This window comes from Amnibacterium sp. (genome assembly GCF_051956055.1).
Taxonomy (GTDB): domain Bacteria; phylum Actinomycetota; class Actinomycetes; order Actinomycetales; family Microbacteriaceae; genus Amnibacterium.
In genome coordinates, this window is record NZ_JBQCGC010000050.1 from 1 (window position 1) to 17172 (window position 17172).

17 protein-coding genes are annotated in these 17172 nt (G+C 70.3%); 3 read left to right on the forward strand and 14 right to left on the reverse strand.

Going from position 1 to position 17172, the window contains the following annotated elements; translation table 11 throughout:
• From ACTHLI_RS07470 to ACTHLI_RS07480, 3 genes are all read right to left on the reverse strand, one after another.
• Nucleotides 1–378 (reverse strand): SMP-30/gluconolactonase/LRE family protein (locus ACTHLI_RS07470; protein WP_440182530.1); only part of this gene is annotated, 378 nt, incomplete at its 3' end.
• Nucleotides 379–569: 191 nt separating this feature from the next.
• A complete protein-coding gene (locus tag ACTHLI_RS07475) occupies nt 570–1538 on the reverse strand; it encodes a lysostaphin resistance A-like protein (RefSeq protein WP_440182531.1) in 969 nt (322 codons plus the stop codon).
• Nucleotides 1535–2143, reverse strand: a complete 609-nt coding sequence (locus tag ACTHLI_RS07480; RefSeq protein WP_440182532.1) for a DUF3887 domain-containing protein — start codon at nt 2141–2143, stop codon at nt 1535–1537. Before ACTHLI_RS07480 ends, ACTHLI_RS07475 begins: the two co-directional genes overlap by 4 nt.
• Nucleotides 2144–2280: 137 nt before the next feature.
• Between ACTHLI_RS07480 and ACTHLI_RS07485 the strand changes: the two genes are divergently transcribed.
• Both ACTHLI_RS07485 and ACTHLI_RS07490 read left to right on the forward strand, forming a co-directional pair.
• Nucleotides 2281–4539 carry a transglycosylase domain-containing protein gene (locus ACTHLI_RS07485; RefSeq protein WP_440182533.1) on the forward strand — a complete coding sequence of 753 codons (2259 nt, stop codon included), beginning with the start codon at nt 2281–2283 and terminating at the stop codon, nt 4537–4539.
• A 104-nt stretch (nt 4540–4643) separates the two neighbouring features.
• Nucleotides 4644–4832 carry a hypothetical protein gene (locus tag ACTHLI_RS07490; RefSeq protein WP_440182534.1) on the forward strand — a complete coding sequence of 63 codons (189 nt, stop codon included), beginning with the start codon at nt 4644–4646 and terminating at the stop codon, nt 4830–4832.
• Nucleotides 4833–5124: 292 nt separating this feature from the next.
• Here ACTHLI_RS07490 and ACTHLI_RS07495 read toward each other — a convergent pair whose 3' ends face one another.
• From ACTHLI_RS07495 to ACTHLI_RS07535, 9 genes are all read right to left on the reverse strand, one after another.
• On the reverse strand, nt 5125–5727 hold the full coding sequence (locus ACTHLI_RS07495; RefSeq protein WP_440182535.1) for an alkylhydroperoxidase domain protein: 603 nt from the start codon (nt 5725–5727) through the stop codon (nt 5125–5127).
• Complete coding sequence (locus ACTHLI_RS07500) at nt 5727–6311, reverse strand: CMD domain protein (RefSeq protein ID WP_440182536.1); 585 nt, start codon at nt 6309–6311, stop codon at nt 5727–5729. The genes ACTHLI_RS07495 and ACTHLI_RS07500 overlap by 1 nt, the downstream gene beginning before the upstream one ends.
• Entirely contained in the window at nt 6308–7339 is a 1032-nt protein-coding gene (locus tag ACTHLI_RS07505; protein ID WP_440182537.1) for a putative FMN-dependent luciferase-like monooxygenase, read from the reverse strand. Before ACTHLI_RS07505 ends, ACTHLI_RS07500 begins: the two co-directional genes overlap by 4 nt.
• Complete coding sequence (locus tag ACTHLI_RS07510; RefSeq protein WP_440182538.1) at nt 7336–8064, reverse strand: ABC transporter ATP-binding protein; 729 nt, start codon at nt 8062–8064, stop codon at nt 7336–7338. Before ACTHLI_RS07510 ends, ACTHLI_RS07505 begins: the two co-directional genes overlap by 4 nt.
• Entirely contained in the window at nt 8061–8918 is an 858-nt protein-coding gene (locus ACTHLI_RS07515) for an ABC transporter ATP-binding protein (RefSeq protein WP_440182539.1), read from the reverse strand. Before ACTHLI_RS07515 ends, ACTHLI_RS07510 begins: the two co-directional genes overlap by 4 nt.
• Nucleotides 8915–10717 carry an ABC transporter permease gene (locus ACTHLI_RS07520; RefSeq protein ID WP_440182540.1) on the reverse strand — a complete coding sequence of 601 codons (1803 nt, stop codon included), beginning with the start codon at nt 10715–10717 and terminating at the stop codon, nt 8915–8917. Before ACTHLI_RS07520 ends, ACTHLI_RS07515 begins: the two co-directional genes overlap by 4 nt.
• Before the next feature lie 18 nt (nt 10718–10735).
• Complete coding sequence (locus tag ACTHLI_RS07525; protein ID WP_440182541.1) at nt 10736–11911, reverse strand: ABC transporter substrate-binding protein; 1176 nt, start codon at nt 11909–11911, stop codon at nt 10736–10738.
• A gap of 496 nt (nt 11912–12407) precedes the next feature.
• Nucleotides 12408–12878 (reverse strand): phosphatase PAP2 family protein, encoded by a 471-nt coding sequence (locus tag ACTHLI_RS07530; protein ID WP_440182546.1) that lies wholly within the window; start codon nt 12876–12878, stop codon nt 12408–12410.
• 333 nt (nt 12879–13211) lie between these two features.
• Nucleotides 13212–13613, reverse strand: coding sequence for a hypothetical protein (locus tag ACTHLI_RS07535; protein WP_440182542.1), 402 nt, complete (start codon nt 13611–13613; stop codon nt 13212–13214).
• A 289-nt stretch (nt 13614–13902) separates the two neighbouring features.
• Here ACTHLI_RS07535 and ACTHLI_RS07540 point away from each other — a divergent pair, with 289 nt between their 5' ends.
• The gene (locus tag ACTHLI_RS07540) at nt 13903–14160 is read left to right on the forward strand and encodes a DUF6458 family protein (protein ID WP_440182543.1); all 258 of its coding nucleotides are present in this window, start codon (nt 13903–13905) and stop codon (nt 14158–14160) included.
• Nucleotides 14161–14520: 360 nt separating this feature from the next.
• On the opposite strand, the gene ACTHLI_RS07545 is transcribed toward ACTHLI_RS07540, so the two are convergent.
• Nucleotides 14521–15636 carry a tyrosine-type recombinase/integrase gene (locus ACTHLI_RS07545; protein WP_440182544.1) on the reverse strand — a complete coding sequence of 372 codons (1116 nt, stop codon included), beginning with the start codon at nt 15634–15636 and terminating at the stop codon, nt 14521–14523.
• Between the two features lie 51 nt (nt 15637–15687).
• Nucleotides 15688–16359, reverse strand: coding sequence for a hypothetical protein (locus tag ACTHLI_RS07550; RefSeq protein ID WP_440182545.1), 672 nt, complete (start codon nt 16357–16359; stop codon nt 15688–15690).
• Between the last annotated feature and the right edge of the window lie 813 nt (nt 16360–17172).

Sequence of the window (17172 nt, forward strand, 5' to 3'; positions counted from 1 at the left end):
CCGGTAGAGCGTGCCGGCGCCCTCGGTCGCCCCGTAGGCCATGGTGCCGAGGAAGAGGCGCCCCTGCGGGTCGCACCCGCCCTCGTTCATGCGGATCGCCGGGTCGTCGAATACCGTCTGGACGTCGCCGACCGGGGTCAGATCGTCGTCGAGCTCGAGGAAGCCGTGCTCGACCGCGAGCACCAGGCCGCCGGCGGACCTCCTCCTGACCACCGCAGCGACGCCGCCGTACTCGTGTCGCACCGGGTCGCCTCCGGCGAGCTCCAGCACCGCGCCCGCGAGCATGTCGACGAACAGGAGCCGTTCCGCCTGCGCATCCCAGAAGGGGCCCTCGCCGTGGTACGTGCACCGCTCCGTCACCTGGACCGCTCTGGTCATCTCCGACCTCCCTCCGGCATCCTGGCAGCGCCACCTCCGACCCCCCTCTGCGCCCGGCGCCCGCGCGCTGCGTGGGGAGCACGACGGCAGGAAGAAACCGCTTCAGCAGGAAGGAATCGCTCCTTCCTTCCTGCCGTCGGTGCTAGTTCCTGCCGTCGTGCTCGCCGCGCCCCGCCGCGCGGCCCCGCGCCTCAGCGCGCCTCGGCCTCCGCCCAGCGGTCCTTGGCGGGGAAGCCGTGCGTGAGGGCGAGCACGAGGGCCAGTGCGGCGCACAGCAGCCAGGCCACCCAACCGAGCGGGCCGACGGCAGCCGGATCGGGCCGTGAGCCCGCCGCGACCACGAGCGCGGCGAAGCCCCCGGCCGCGTTGAACCCGGCGTGCGCGACGGTCGAGGGCCACACGCTGCCGCTGCGGATGCGGAGCCACCCGAGCAGCACGCCGTACGCGGTGCAGCCGACCACCATCAGCGCGAGCCCGGAGATGTCCGGGCGGCCGAATTCGTAGCCGAGCAGGATCACCGGCGCGTGCCAGAGCCCCCAGACCACGCCCGTGATGAGGAGGGCCGGCCAGGTCCCGAGCGGGCGGAGGGCCGGCAGCAGGAAGCCCCGCCATCCGGTCTCCTCACCCACGGTGAAGACGCTGTTGATGACCGCGCCGATCGGCAGCTGCACCAGCTGGAGCAGCACGAGCAGCCCGATGGGGATCGGCAGCGTCGTCCCGGCCGGCAGCTCGCGTCCGAGGAGCTGCGCGAAGCCGGAGAACCCGACGAGGTCGAGCCGCACGAGCCCGAGCAGCGCCGCGACGAGCACCGTGCAGATCGGCAGCAGGATGCTGCCGATCGCGCCGACGACGGCGAGGAGCACGATCCGCCGCGCGGGCCGGGAGGGCGCCCATCCCAGCCTCCGGAGCACCGCCCGCGGACTCCGGAGCACGAACCCCGTCACCAGCACCGCGGCCACCCCGGGTGCGTACATGGACGCCGCGATGAGGATGGTCGCGAACGGCGTCCGCAGGCCCTGGCCGCCGAGCCAGAGGGGCAGGTCGACCGCCCATGCCAGCGCGAACGCCACGACGACGAACGCCGCGACCTGCCCCCAGCGGACGCGCTCCGCCACACGACCACCGACCGGCGTCCCCGCCGTCGACCCGGGCGCGCTCATGCGCGGTCCGGAGGGAGGAGGAACAGGCCCGCGATGCTCCGGTCGTCCCGGAACGCGATGCGCGCCACGAACTCGCCCGCCTCGAACCGGAGGAGCGTGTTCGTGACCGTGAGATCGCCCGCTCTGGCGGCGTGGACCTCATCGCGCCCTTCGAACGCCCCGACGGCGCCGATCACCTGCGCCCAGGCGGCGGCGAGGCCGTCGGCGCCCAGCCGCTCGGCGACGACTGCGTCGAAGCGAGCGGTCACGTCGCTCCACCGCGCGTGGACGAGATCCGCGATCACGGCCTCGGCGAGGGCGACGGCGTCGGGCAGGGGTGTGGTGCTCATGGCCGCTCCGGTTCGAGGGTCGACCGGCCTGCCGAACCGCTGGAAGGCCGCCTGCCGCGAGATGCCGAGCACCTCGCCGATCTGCTGCCAGGTGCAGCCGCCGGAGCGCGCCCGCTCGACGGCCGAGGCGAGCAGGGCGTTCGCGCCCGCCTGGACGCCTGCGGCGGAGCGCACGACGGCGAGCGGGGCGTCGTCCCCCTGCAGCACCGGTGTCGCGAGCAGCAGGTCGAGTTCCCGCCGCAGCGCCGCCACCTGGTCCGTCACATCATCGGTCATAAGTAAAGCCAATATTGACATGACCACCGGCTGTCAATCATTGGCACCTGCTGATCGATAACAGGACAGCGCCCGTGGTGCGCCGCTCGGCGACGCGTTCAGGCGTGGAGCAGGCCCGATGCGTTGGCTGGAGGGCGATGCGCTCTCGAGACTCCCGCCCAGTTCCCGGTTCGCGGGCGTCGGCGCTCCTCGGCATCGTCGCGGTGGCGATCATCGCCGGCGTGCTGGTGGCCGCCTCCGTGACCCCCGCCGTCGCGTTGACGGGCACGGCCGCGAAGCAGAGCATCACGTTCTTCCAGCAGCTGCCGAGCGACCTCGCCATCAAGCCCCTGGATCAGAAGACCCGGATCTACGCGAAGGACGGCAGCAAGAACGTCGAGATCGCGTCGTTCTACGCCGAGAACCGTCAGGTGATCGGCTGGTCGCAGGTCTCCCGCACCGTCGAGAACGCGACAGTCGCCGGTGAGGACGTGCGGTACTGGCAGCACGGCGCCGTCGACCCGTTCGGCATGGTCCGCGCCGCGATCGGCGACGCGCTCGGCCATCACCTGCAGGGCGCGTCCACCATCACGCAGCAGTACGTGAAGAACGTGTGCGTGCAGGAGGCGGAGAGCCTGCCGACCGCGGCCGCGGTGAAGAAGGCCTACAACGCCTGCGTCGACACGTCGATCGCACGCAAGTTGACGGAGGCGCGATACGCGATCGGCCTGGAGAAGAAGTACACCAAGCAGCAGATCCTGCTCGGCTATCTCAACATCGCCGGATTCGGCGGGCGCGTGTACGGCATCGAATCGGCGGCCCACTACTACTACGACACGACCGCCGCGAAGCTCACGGTCGCGCAGGCCGCGAGCCTCATCGCCATCGTGAACTACCCCGAGGCCCTGCGGCTCGACGTGCCCGGGAACATCGCGGCGAACACCGCCAGGCGCAACTACATCCTGAACGTCGAGCGCAAGCAGCACATGATCTCCGCCGCGCAGTACACGGCCGCCGTCGCGACCAAGGAGACGCCGCACATCACCACGAGCAAGAGCGGCTGCAACGCCGCGGGCGACGCCGGGTTCTTCTGCCGGTACGTGGTCAACACGATCCTGTCCGATCCGCACTTCGGCAAGACCTACCAGGACCGGTACGACAACCTGCAGACGGCCGGGTGGCGGATCTACACGACGCTGAACCTCAAGGTGCAGCAGGCGGCGCAGCACGCGGAGAACACCTACATCCCGAAGTCCTCCCCGACCTTCCAGATCGGCAGTTCCGCGGTGTCGGTGCAGGTCGGCACGGGCCGCATCCTCGACATGGTGCAGAACAAGGACTACAGCGAGGTGGGCGGCTCCAAGACGTCGACCGCGGTGAACTACAACGCGAACCACGCGCTCGGGGACAGCAACGGCTTCCAACCCGGGTCCACCTACAAGCTCTTCACCCTGCTCGACTGGCTGGAGACCGGGCACACGCTGAACACCACGGTGAACGGCACCGGCCGCACGATCCCCGCCTCGCACTTCACGGCCTGCGGCAAGACCTACTTCGGCAACCCGTGGTCCGTACACAACGACTCGTCGATCTACAACGGCAAGACGAGCGTGCTGCGCGCGACGGCGTACTCCATCAACGGCGCGTTCGCGTCGATGGCGGAGCAGCTCGACCTGTGCGACATCCAGAACCTCGCGTTCAAGCTGGGCGTCTACCCCGCGGACGGCGAGACCCAGCCGGCCATCTACCTGCCGTTCGTCATCGGCGGCTCGTACGGCGTCTCCCCCGTCTCGATGGCCGGTGCCTACGCCGCAGTCGCGAACCAGGGCGTCTTCTGCAGCCCCATCGCCATCGACAGCGTGGTGCGGCCCGACGGGAGCCACGTCGGCGTGCCGTCAGCCGACTGCCACCAGGTGATCCCGCAGCCGATCGCGATCGCCGCGGAGTACGCCCTGCGCACCGTCTTCAGCTACGGCACGGCGGCCGGGGACAACACCCCCGACGGCATCTACGAGTTCGGGAAGACCGGGACCACCGACAACGCGATCCAGACCTGGACGGACGGCACCTCCTCCAAGGACACGACGGTGGTGTGGGTCGGCAACAACGGCACCCAGCAGTCGCTGTTCAACGTGCAGCTCGGCGACTGCCCGGCGGGCGGCGGGACGAACGGATCCGTGCAGCGGCACTGCGTCTACAAGGACATCCAGGAGGCGCTGAACAAGGAGTACGGCGGCGCCTCCTCCTGGCCCGCGCCCGATCCGCAGTACCTCGGGAGCGGGAAGAGCACCAGCCCGACCTCCGGCACGTCGAACAGCTCGAACGGGTCCACGTCGCCCACGCCGGCGCCGACGAGCACGGCGCCGACGGCGGGGCCGCCGTCGCCCACGCCGACCGCCACGCCCACGCACGGCTGAGCGGGGCCCATCCCGCTCGGCCGGCCCCGGCACGACCGATTTCCCGCGTTTGTCCGCGTGTTGGCGGACTGCGCTCGGCGCGTCGGACCCGTACGGTCGAACGAGTGTCAGTCGTCACGGTGATCATCGCTGTGCTCGCGGGCTGGACCATCGCCGCGGTCGTGCTGGCCCTGCTGCTCGGCGCGATCATCGGACGGGCCGACCGGGAGCATCGCGCGCAGCTCCGACGGCGCAGGCGCGAGCAGCAACCCCGATCCCGTCAGATCGGCGGCCGCGGCCGACGACCCCGCTGATCGGCGGCCGGCCGGCTCAGCGCTCCTGATCCGGATCAGGTCGAGGCGGCTTCTGCTCGGTCCGTCGCTCCTCGGGTTCGCTCCGCCGTGGAGCCGGGACGGGCAGCGTGATCGGTGCGGTTCTCGTCAGCTCCCGGATGTCATGGACGTCGGTTCCCCTCACGTGCACTCCTCATCATCGAGGCGTTCAGTCAACGTCGCCGAGGTGCGGATCCGCTCGGAGAACGGCAACGGCTCACCGAGAGCCCCCCGCGCGGGACCCGTACCCGGGACGGCCCCGAGCCCGAGCCGATCAGGTCGCGGGGGTCGGCTCCCCGAGCGAGAGCATCAGCCGGTTCGCCCAGTTGAAGAACGCGGCACCGTGGATCGCGTCGGCGATGGCGAGGTCGTCGAGGCCCGCGGCGCGCAGCCGCTGCACGTGCTCCGGCCCGAACTCGTTCGGCGTCCTCGTCAGCGCGACCGACGCGTCGATGACTGCGCGCCACTGCGGGTCGTCCTGCCGCGCCTCGGTCCCCTCGTCGAGCAGGCGCTGCACGTCGTCGGGGCGCTTGGAGTAGTGCGCCGCGAACCGGGCGTGCACGGAGGCGCAGAAGATGCAGCCGTTCGTCCGCGACGCGGCCGTGGCCGCGAGCTCCCGCTGGGCCCGCGGCAGGCCGCCCTTCTCGTTGAAGAAGATGTCGTTGTCCGTGCGGGTGCGGGCGCCGAGGATGTCGGGGTCGCGCACCAGCAGCCGGAAGTACGGGCTGTTCGCCCGGCCCTTGTCGACGAGACCGGCCCAGTGCCGCTCGGTGAGCTCCTCGACCGGCAGCGGCTCGAGCCATGCCTGCCAGCCGAGCTGCGCACGGGTGAAGGCGTTCGGGACGGTGGCGGCGCCGCGGATGACGTGGTCGGGCATCACAGGGCTCCCTTCAGCACGGTGAGGCCGGCGACGATGCGGATCTGGAAGCTCAGGAACGACACCAGCTGCGACAGCGTGACGACCCCGGTGGTGTCCCAGCCGGCGTCGAGCAGCGCCTGCAGCGCATCCGCGGAGGCGTCCCGCGGCCGGTACGTGAGCAGATGGGTGTGGGCGAAGGCGGCGGCGAGCCGGCCGCCGACGGCGGCGGCCAGCTCCGCCGAGGGCGACCAGTGCGGCCCGTCGACGTCCTCGACCGTGAGCGGGCCCTCCGGGAAGGATCCGGAGGGGCCCGCGGCGACCGCGCCGGGCAGGGCGGCATCGAGCGCGGCGGCGATATCGGGCGACTCCGCCGCGAGCAGGTCGCGGTAGAAGGAGGCGGCGGCGCTGCGACCGAGCGCGACCGCCCAGTAGGCGATCGCGAGTCGTTCGACCCGGCTCACGTGCTCGCCGTCAGCGGCGGCGAGCAGCGCGTCGAAGCTCGCCTGGGCGTTGCGCTTCGCCTCGGGACGCTGCTCCCGCAGCGCGAAGAGGGCGTCCCCCTCCTGGATGCCGACCAGGCGGTCGACGACGTCGGTGGTCATGCGGTGGTCCTTTCGGGGAGTTGCGACACGGCGGGCCGCCAGCCGAGCGCCGGCGCGACGTCCCGGGCGAGCAGCTCGAGCGAGCGCAGCACGACGGCATGGGGCGGGTCGACGGGGTGGGGCTGGAGGACGAGATCGGTCGCGCGCGGCAGGACCGGGTCCGCCGCGAGCGTCGTGAGGACCTGCTCGGGGGTGCCGACGTGGAGGTCGAGGAAGGCGGCGAGCTCGGTGTCGGGCGTCCCGCTCGGCACGGTCACCCCCTGGGCTGCCAGCGCGGGCAGGGAACGCGCGATCCCGTGCGCACGCCACCGCGCGGCCGTGTCCTCGTCGTCGACCACGAGCACCGACCGGGAGGCCATCACGCGGGGCGGGACGCCGTCGGGCAGGGCTTGCGCGTGGGCGTCGACGATGGCGACCTGGTCGGGGGCGGAGCCGCGGCCGGTGTACTCGCGGCGGGGCTGGGTGCGGGACAGCAGCAGGCCGTGCCCCTCCCGGCCGATCCGCTCGGCGCCTCCGGCGGAGAACGTCGCCTCCCAGAGGGTCTCGGCGAGCTCGGGGGCGGGCGGGTACAGCGCGCCGCCGTCGGTCGTGAGCGTCTCGCCGCGCAGGGCCCGGAGCAGCACCGCTTTGTGGGCCGCGTAGATCCCGGAGCGGTCCGCGGCGTCGTGCCCGAACGGCGCGAAGGAGGACGCCGTGCCGCCGGAGCCGATGCCGAGCTCGAGCCGGCCGCCCGCGAGCAGCCACAGCACCGCGGCATCCTCCGCCACCCGCAGCGGGGCCTCGAGCGGCAGCGTCACGATGCCGGTCGCGAGGCGGATGCGCGACGTCCTGGCCGCCGCCTGCGCCAGCAGCACGAACGGGGAGGGCAGGCCTCCCTCGTCGGCGGAGAAGTGGTGCTGCGCCACCCAGGCGGTGTCGAACCCGAGCGCCTCGGCGTGCGCTATCTGGTCGAGCGCGTTCCGGTACCGCTCGAGCGGCGGCGCGTCGTCGAGGAGCCGGGTGAAGAACCCGATCCGGAACGCGCTCACGGACGTGCCGCCTTCCCGAGGTAGGCCTCCTGGACCTGCGGGTCGTCGAGCAGCTCACGCGCGTCGCCGTGCAGGACGATCTCGCCGGTCGCGAGCACGTAGCCGCGGGAGGCGATCGACAGCGCGAGCTCGGCCTGCTGCTCGACGAGCAGCACCGCGACGCCGAGCTCCGCGTTGATCCGCGCGATCTCGTCGAGCACCTGGTCGACGAGCTTCGGGGAGAGCCCCATGGTCGGCTCGTCCATGCAGATGAGGCGCGGTCGGCTCATCAGCGCGCGGGCGAAGGCGAGCATCTGCTGCTCCCCGCCGGACAGGGTGCCGGCCTCCTGCTTGCGCCGCTCGGCGAGCCGCGGGAAGTGGGTGCGCATCCGTTCGAGGTCCTCGGTCACCTCGGACCGGTTGCGGCGCGTGTACGCACCGGCGAGGAGGTTCTCGTCCACGGTCATCTGCGGGAACACGCGGCGGGCCTCCGGCACGGAGGCGATGCCCGCCTTCACCCGGTGGCGCGTGGAGGTGCGGGTGATGTCGGCCCCCGCGAACCGGACCGCCCCGGAGCGCACCTTCGTCAGGCCGAGGATCGTCTTCATCGTCGTCGACTTGCCGCTCGCGTTGCCGCCGAGGAGCGAGACGATCTCGCCCTCCCCCACCGTCAGCGAGCTGCCGCGGAGCGCGTGGAACGGACCGTAGGAGACGTGCACGTCGTCGAGCACGAGCAGGTCGCTCATACGAGCACCTGCCCGCCGAGCCCGCGGCGCCGGCCGAGGTACGCCTCGACCACCGCCGGGTCCTGCCGGACCGCCTCCGGCGCCCCCTCCGCGATGATCCTGCCGCCGTCCATCACGATCACGCGGTCCGAGACGGCCATCACGAGGTCGAGCTTGTGCTCCACGAGCAGGATCGCCTGGCCGCCGGCCTTGAGCTCGAGCAGCTGCGCGAGCACCTCCGCGGTCTCGGACTGGTTCATGCCCGCGGTCGGCTCGTCGAGCACGAGGAGCTTCGGCTGCAGCGCGAGCGCGCGGGCGATCTCGGTCCGGCGCCGGTTCGCGTAGCTGAGCGAGTACGCCGGCTCGTCCCGCCTGGGGCCGAGCCGGGCCTGGAACCGGTCGATTTCGGTGGCGACGACCGCGTCGATGCGCCGCCGCTCCCGCCGGGAGGCGGGCGTGCCGACGATCGCGACGAACAGCTCCGCGAGCAGCGGGATCCACCGCAGCAGCAGGAGCCGGTCCAGCGCCCGGAACGGCCGGTGCGCGGTGAGCGTGGAGTGGATGCCGACCTCGATGTTGTCGGCGACCGAGAGGGTGGCGAACACGCGCCCGTTCTGGAACGTGCGCGCGATACCGTCCTCCGCGATGCGCGCGGTGTCCGCGTGGTCGATGCGGGCCCCGTCGAGCGCGATCGTCCCGCCGTGGGCGCGGATCGCGCCGGTGACGAGGTTGAGCGTGGTCGTCTTGCCGGAACCGTTCGGGCCGATGATCGAGACGACCTCGTGCGGGGCGACGGTGAACGAGATCCCGTCGACCGCCTTGAGCCCCGCGAACCGGCGCTCGAGCCCCTCCACCTGCAGCAGTGCGTCGCTCATGCGTTCCTCACCAGGATCCCGCCCGGACGGAAGCGCACCACGAGGATCAGCACGAGGCCGTAGACGATGATGCGCAGCTCCGGAGTGAACCGAAGCAGCTCCATCGCGCCGATGAGCACGAGCGAGCCGACCACGGCGCCGTAGGGCAGGCCGACCCCGCCCATGATCACGATCGTGACGACGAGCAGGGACATGAGCGTCGTGAAGATCGTGGTGTCGATGTAGGTGTACTGGTGCGCCAGCAGCGAGCCGCCGACCCCCGCGAAGAACGCCGAGACCGCGAAGGCGAGCGCACGGTAGTTCCGGGCACGGACGCCGGAGGCGAGCGCGGCGACCTCGTCCGAGCCGACCGAGGCGATCACGCGCCCGAGGTGCGAGGCGCGGATCCGCCACATGACCAGCAGCGTGACGACCAGCACGCCGAAGTCGATGAGGTACCAGCCGATCGGTGACGCCAGCGAGACCGCGCCGAGCTCCGGCGCCGGGATGCCGTAGATGCCCTGCGGCAGCACCAGCTGGACGACCGCGACGATCGCCGCTCCGACGCCGAGGGTGGCGATCGCGAGGTAGTGCCCCTTCACGCCCCAGATCGGGGCGGAGACGATGGATGCGAGCACCGCGGCGATGAGGCCGGCGGCCGGCAGCGCGACCCAGAACGACAGGTGCAGCTGCAGCGTCAGCAGGGCGGACGCGTACGCCCCGAGCGCGATCGGGCCGGCCTGGCCGAGCGCGAGCACCCCGGCCTGGCCTGCCGTCAGCGTGAAGCCCGCCGCGATCACCGCGTAGACGAGTACCTGGGTCCCGGTGACGAGGACGTAGGGCGACGCGACCAGCGGCAGCACCACCCCGCCGATCACGAACGCGACCGGCCAGACCCAGCGCGGGATGCGCAGCGGGCGCCCCTTGCCGAGGAAGGTGCCGGTCAGCGGCTCCGCCGAGAGCAGCGGCACCTTCCCGAGCAGGCCGCCAGGGCGCACGATCAGGACCGCGAGCAGGACGACGAAGACGACGATCTCGCGGGCGGTGTCCCCGAAGAAGTGGATCCCGAACGCCTCGAGGATCCCGAGGACGAATCCGCCCACGACGGCGCCGACGAGGGAGCCGAGGCCGCCCAGGGTGGCCGCCACGAACGCCGTCAGCCCGATGTCGAGTCCGGAGGAGGGGTTGGCGACCCCGACGTAGAGGGCGATGAAGACCCCCGCGAGTCCGCCGAGCGCCGACGCGATGACGAACGAGACGTGCTGGACCATCCCGACCGGGATGCCCATCTGCAGCGCCGCCTCCTGATCCTGCGCGGTGGCCCGGATCGCCTGACCGACCTTGCCGTACTTGAGGAACAGCGACATGACGACCATCACGACGGCGGTCGTCCCCAGCATCACGACGTCGGAGGTGCCGAACGCCATGGTCCCGAGATGCAGGTTCGAGGTGGGGAGCACCTCCGGGAAAACCCGGAACTGGGCGGTGAACGCGATCTGGGAGGCGTTGTCGAGGATCTGCGAGACCGCGTAGGTCGACAGCATCGCTGCGAGGGGCAGGAACTTCGCGAGGGGGCGCACGACCGCGACGTTGATCAGCAGACCGAGACCCGCGCAGACGAGGAGGACGATCGGCAGGGCCAGCCAGAACGGCAGCCCCTGCTCCGCGACGAGGAACCAGGCCAGCATCGCCCCGAGCCCGAAGAACGAGAACTGGGCGAAGTTGACGACGTTCATGACGCCGAAGACGAGGGAGATGCCGACCGCTCCGAGGGCGTACACGTTCCCTCGGAGCAGGCCGGCGATCAGGGTGTCGAGCACAGGAGGCAGCCGCTCGGGTCAGCCGTTGTCGACGACCCACGTGCCGCCCTTCAGGACGGTCGGCGTGAGGGTCGGCGATGCAACGCGACGGGTCTTCGGGTCGAAGGTGATGTGGCCGTAGACGACGCTCGGCACGTCGGTCAGCTCCTGGAAGCCCTTCAGGATGCCCGCCCTGGTCGTGCCTCCTGCCTTCGCCGCCGCGACCGCCACGTGCAGCGCGTCGTACGCGCCCGCTTCGAAGGCCGTGACATCCGTCTCCTTCGGGTACCGCTTCTTGAAGGCCGTCACGAACGCCTTCACCCCGGGATCGGTGCTCGTCTCGACGAACTGGCTGCCGATGATCGCGCCCTCGGCCGCGGCGGTCCCGTCGAAGGACTGCTCGTCCTGACCGCCGTAGAAGGTGCCCTTGTAGCCGATGGCGCGCAGCTGGGTGACGATCTTCGCCGCGTCCGGGCCGTATCCGATGTGCACGAAGGCCTGCGGGCTGCCGGCCACGGCCTTGGTCAGCGACGGGCGGTAGTCGTCGGAGGTGTCGAGCACCCCCTCGGCGTCGGTGATCCTCAGCCCGATCCTCGCGGCCTCGGCCTTGAAGGCCGCGAAGGCGGGGATGCCCCAGTCGGAGGTGTTCAGGTACGTGACGCCGACGGACTTCACGCCCTGCTTCTTGATGAAGTCCGCGGTCCACGTGTAGGTGTCGCTCGTGGTGATCGAGGTCGACCACTGGTACTCGGAGCCCTTCGCCGTGAAGTCCGGATTCGAATTGTTGAAGCCGTACTGCAGCAGCTTGCCCGCCGTGTAGATCGGAGAAGCGGGGATGGAGGCGGCCGAGGAGTAGTCCCCGAACACGAGGCTGACGGACGGGTCACCGACGAACTGCTGCGCGACGGTCACGGACTGCTTCGGGTCGGACTGGGAGTCCTGGTACTTCAGCTGCACCTGACGACCGTCGATGCCGCCATCGGCGTTCACCTGGGCCACCGCGAGGTCGAACGCCTCCTTGAACTGCTGCCCGTACTGGGCGTACGGGCCCGTCTCGGCAGCGGAGACGCCGAACGTCACCGGGCTCTTGGCACCGCCGGAGGGGTCGCTTCCGGCGGCGGCCGACGAGAGCGCGCTGCCGGAGCAGCCGCTCAGGCCGATGGCAGCAGCCACCGCGGCGGTCGCCGCGACGATGATCCGGGACCGAGTCCTCATGTGAGCCGAATTCCTAACTCGCGCGCAGCAGGAGCCGCGGTGCGTTGGTGAGCGATGTGCTTTCAGGCGCGCGGCATTGCCTTCCACAGGCACGTCATCGATTCGGGAGAACCGTGCAGGGGGGAACGATGACGACGTTCCCCGGGTGCGTCTTATCCCGAGGCGAGCTGTTCGGATGACTGCCTGCTCCGCGTGATCCACACCGTATGCACTGGGCGGACGACGTGCACCCGGCCGGCGTAACACCCGGTCACACGAGCCGATGAGGCATTCCCCGACCAGCAGATCGCGGCGGATCTCACCAGATCGCGCAGCGATGCGGGCACGACATGCGCACGTGGGACGCATCGCGAGCGGGGACCGTCGCCAGCGTCGTGCGCTCCCGCTCCGCTCTCCCCGAGACGACCTGCTCGTGTCTGACAGCGCTCATGGGGTCGGCGCAACCCATCCGTCCCCTCGTGAGCGTCGAGGGTCGACCCTCACCACAAGGTCGCTGCTAGCGCAGCTCATGCTGCGGTCCGCCCATGGGCCGCCGCCGCTCGCTGAGCCGATGGACCGCAGCGACCATGAGCACCGCCTCAGCCGAACCGATCAGGATCGCGGCCAGGACGTCGGTGAGCCAATGCGCGCGCAGGTACGTCCTGCTCCATGCCATCGCGCTGATCCAGGCGATCGCGACACCGCGGATGCTCGCCCTCGGGGCGAAGAGGATCACGACGCTGCCCAGGAGGGAAGCGAAGGTGGTGTGTCCGGAGGGGAACGCGTTGAGCACGCCGTAGGCGGCGTCGGGTCGGGAGCGGCGAGCGAGTGCTTCCAGCCCTGCGACGTTCAGCACGCTGATGATGCTCACGGCGCCGACGGACGCACCCCAGTGCCATCCACGGGCCGCGCCGATGAGCGCGCCCGTCGCGACGACCAGTGCGGTGGCGGGCCTGCCGGTCCCGACGACGGCCAGCGCCTCGGCCATTCGATGCACGCGCGGTCTCCGCGCCGAGGTCATCACCGCATCCCAGCCTCGGTCGATGGGACCTGGACGCAGGTGTGCCATGCGGAACAGCGCCGAGCTGGACCAGACGCCGGTCAGCGCAACGGCGGCGATCAGGACACGCCGTCCGCCCGGCACCGTGGGCAGGTCCCAGGCCACGGAGGGCCGACGCCCCTCAGCGGTGAGTCGGCTTCTGATCACCCGAGCAATCTGCTCGGGTCACCCGAGGATGCGCCGAGGGCGTGCGGATCGATCAGCCGGCCGTCGCCCGGAGCACCTCAGCGCCATCCGGCCCGTCAGGCGCGTCACGAATCGCTAGGGCGCCGAGTGCGCGACCGGGTCAACCGGCTCACTGAAGCGGCTCATCGCTCGAGCGCGCAGGGTTTGCGCGGATCGAAGGAGGCTCCCCGAGCCGATCTCGAAGCCCAGCCGCCAGGTCGGATACGTCGCTTCGTTCTCCCGCAGCAGGCATTCGATCGAGTCGAGATCTCCGTGCCCTTGTTCCGCGAGGCCCATTGCGGCATTGATCCAGAGCACAGCCGTGACGCTGATCACGAGTGCGATCGGTATCCCGATGCGCCAATTCACGAACATCACACCCGTGATCACTGCGAGCGATGCGACACCGACTGACGCGATCCGCATCTCCCCGGGCAATGCGAGTACGACGCGAATCGCGCGGCTGATCGAAGCGGAGAGGAACGTGTGCGCCGACAATCGTCTGCCCTTGTATCGATTTCGAGAAAACCTGGTTCGAGAATCCAAGGCGGCATCCCCGCACCTGTCGACCCCCCGTGCGAGGCGGCTCCGCGCCGGGAGCGTTCGTGGACTCGTCTCGATCGGACAGCCGCCTGAGCCCGCGGGCACCCCCCGGATCTGGGGGTGCTGCACTCTGCCGAAATACAGCGAATACCCAAGCAAGCACTTCATGTTTGCTTTTCCGGAGTCGTACGAGGCACTTTCTGTCTCGACGCACTCAAGACGACCGAGAAGATTGGCTCCAGCAATGACCATGGGCACCGGTGTGGTTCTCTTCGTGATCGGTGCGATCCTCGCATTCGCGATCAACGTGCAGACGGCCTTCATCAGCCTGAATACGGCGGGGTACATCTTGATGATCGCAGGCGTCATCGTGTTCATCGTGGGCCTTGCGCTGGCCATTCGCGGTCGGCGGACCGTCACGACCACGAGCGCCGCTGGTGCCGGCGAGCCGGTCGCGGTCGCCAACCGCACCACGCGCGTGAGCGGTCCCGAGGACTTCTGAACCCGACTTCCCCAGAAGGCCTTGAGGGGTCCCGCGGATGCGGGACCCCTCGCCCCTGTCTCGGGAGGAGTGGGACCGGTGGCGACGGAGCGCCCGCAGTGCCGGGCTGATGTCCTCCGGCACCCGGAACGGGCTGTGGACTGCGAGGCGACGAGCCGTCGGCGAGACGGACGAGCGGCGCACTGGTCGTCCGGCTGATCCTCCGTGGCCGACGCGTTCGACCCCGTGTCACGACCTGAGCAAGGTCGCTCGATCGACCGGGACGTCGCGTCGGCCAGCAGCGGAGGGCGTGGGATTCGAACTACCGGGGGCGCAAACGCTTCAAGTCACGATTTCCCTGATCAAGTCGCAGAGTCACCCTTAGAAGCCGGCCGTCGGGACGGCTCGTGGGCGCGGATTGGGCACAATCGCGGCCACGCGGTGCTCATCGAGGCGCATCGCAAGCGTCTCCAGATCGTCATCGAACAGGTCGGCGTAGACATCGAGCGTCATGGCTGCAGACTTGTGTCCGAGCATCCGCTGGACCGCTTTCACGTTCGCGCCGGCCTGCACGGCCAAGCTTGCGGTCGTGTGCCGGAGGTCATGCACGGTGAGGCGCGGCACACCCGCGTCGCGGATGGCTGAAGCGAACCAGCCGTACCTGTTGTGCGAGCGACGAACGAAGGTCCCGGCCCGACCGGCGAAGACGAGGTCGTCCGGCGCTTTACCCTTGCATGCTCGCGCCAGGGGCTCGACAAGTGAGGCGATGATCGGCACCGAGCGCACCTTGTGGGTCTTGGGCGTCCCCTCGATGATCTGACTGCCGACCTCGACAGCGTTCGTCTCGACATTGATCCGGCGTCGCAGCAGGTCGAGGTGGCGGACACGAAGTCCGATCGCTTCACCCCATCGCAGCCCCGAATCGGCGAGGACGAGCACCCGCGTCCGGTACTCCCCCGCGGCGTCAGCCAGCGACTCGACCTGCTCGCGGCTGAGGTACGTGTGCGCGCGTCCGACCTTGCGCGGCAGACCCACATCACGGGCAGGGTTGCTCAGGATCCGGCGGTCCCGGACGGCGACGTCGAGGATCGAGGCCAGCACGCCGTAGCAACGGAGCACGGTCGTCGGGCCACGTTCGGTCGACAGCTTGGTCACCCACGCCTGCACGTCACTGTGCCGAACGCGCCCGACCGGCAGTGTTCCCCACCGCGGCAGGACGTGGAGGCGCCAGGCGCTCTCCAGCGACCGAAGCGAGGACGGCTTCAGCTGCGCCTTGTTGCTGAGCCAGGCCGCACCGAGCGATGCCACGGTCTCGAGCGAGTCCCGCGCGTCGATGAAGTCTCCGCGAGCCTTGGAAGTCTCGACCGACGCAAGGTAGAGCTCCGCGTCGCGCTTGCGCGCGAAGCCCCGCCGCTTGCCCTGGGAGTTGTCGGGCTTCCGATAGCGGACCACGTACCGCCAGCCGCCCTTGGTCTCATAGCGCTCGATCGATCCCATCCGCTCGCCCCTCTCGTGTTGCGAACCATCAGCGGAGGCACCGACAGGGCTTCATGCCTGCGACGCACGTTGAAGCCAGGTCGGGAGTTCCTCATCGGGCCAGTGGGCGGTGCGTGGGTCGAAGACCTCCCGGACGTCGACCCGGTCGGCGATGCGTTTCGCGGCCGACTGCCGGAGCGCTGCGCGGACGGCGTGGGCGCTGTCGGGGTTGCAGAGGTAGACGACCTGGTCCGCGTCGCCCGCCTCAATCCGGAGGCGAAACCTCGCAAGGATCGTCACGTACCGGTCGGCTCGCTTCGGCGTCAGCTCGACCTCGATCAACGTCAGCTCATCGCCGGCAATCGCGACACCGTCCGCGACATGGCCGCTCACGCCTCGCGGACGCTCGTCCCTCGCCCACGAATACCCCGCCGCGAGATACCGAGTCGACGCCGCGGACACCGCGATCTCATGCCGTGTCGTCTGCGCGAACAGATTCGGCCGCCGCGACCCGGTCACCGCCGGGGTCGCCCAGACGACCGATCCGCCCGGTCCGCCGAGGTTCGTCCGATCCACGTACCCGACGCGCGTCATCCGGGTCACCCACCGTTGCGCCTGCCGGAGCGCGACCGGACGATCCCAGCCGTTGATCATGCCAAGCGCCCATCGCAGCGTCTGCATGTTCGAGATCCGCACGATCCGGAACCACTCCAACGCCAACTGATCCCGACCGGTCACCCACACGTCCGCACCCGACGACGCCTGCCCAGCCTGCTCCCCCACCGCTCCACGCCATCACGACATCCCGGTCACCGCACCCGTCCTGTGATCCCGCGACACAACCATCTCGACCACTCCGCCTCCGCTCCCCGTCATTCCCCTCCCCCTGCGCTCCCCCTCCCTAGCTCTTCTTTTGCCCTGTCCTGGCCTGCCACCTGCACTCCTGAACCACCCACACACAACTGCTCTTGCTCTTCACGTTGTTTGTGGGTGGTTCAGGAGCCGCACCGCGGAGGGGGCAGGCAAGGACAGGGCAAAACGCCCGAAACCCCTCGCATCCCTGCACACCCCCGATGTGCAGAGATGCGAGGGGGTACGCGAGGGGCCGGCTCAGCGAGAGAGAGGCGGGACGGTCGGGGCGGCGACGCGAGGGCGCCGACGTTCGGACTTCGTTCGCCACGAGCACCTGCAGCACCCACCGCATCCGGTCGCGCGACCGCGCTCGAATTGACGTCACCCTGTTCGGACGCATGGCCGCACGTCTTCAAAGACGAACCCACCCGAGGTACCGCTCTTCGCGCGCGACACGGTCGGCCGATTCCAGTCGGCGGCTTGCGAGAGCCCGGTCGTGTGCTCGGCGATCGTTACGAGCGATCGCCGAGCGTGCGGGGTTGGGAGAAGGGGCTGACGAGTATCCGCTCTCGGTGGTGCTCCTCCGTCAGATCGTGCAGCCGTGCACTGAGCAGAGCCTGCACGTCCACGCGCCCGGCGACTTCCCCTTCGGCATCGAGGACGAGCGCGTCGCGCTGCGCCGTCTCCGCGAATTGATACGCGACC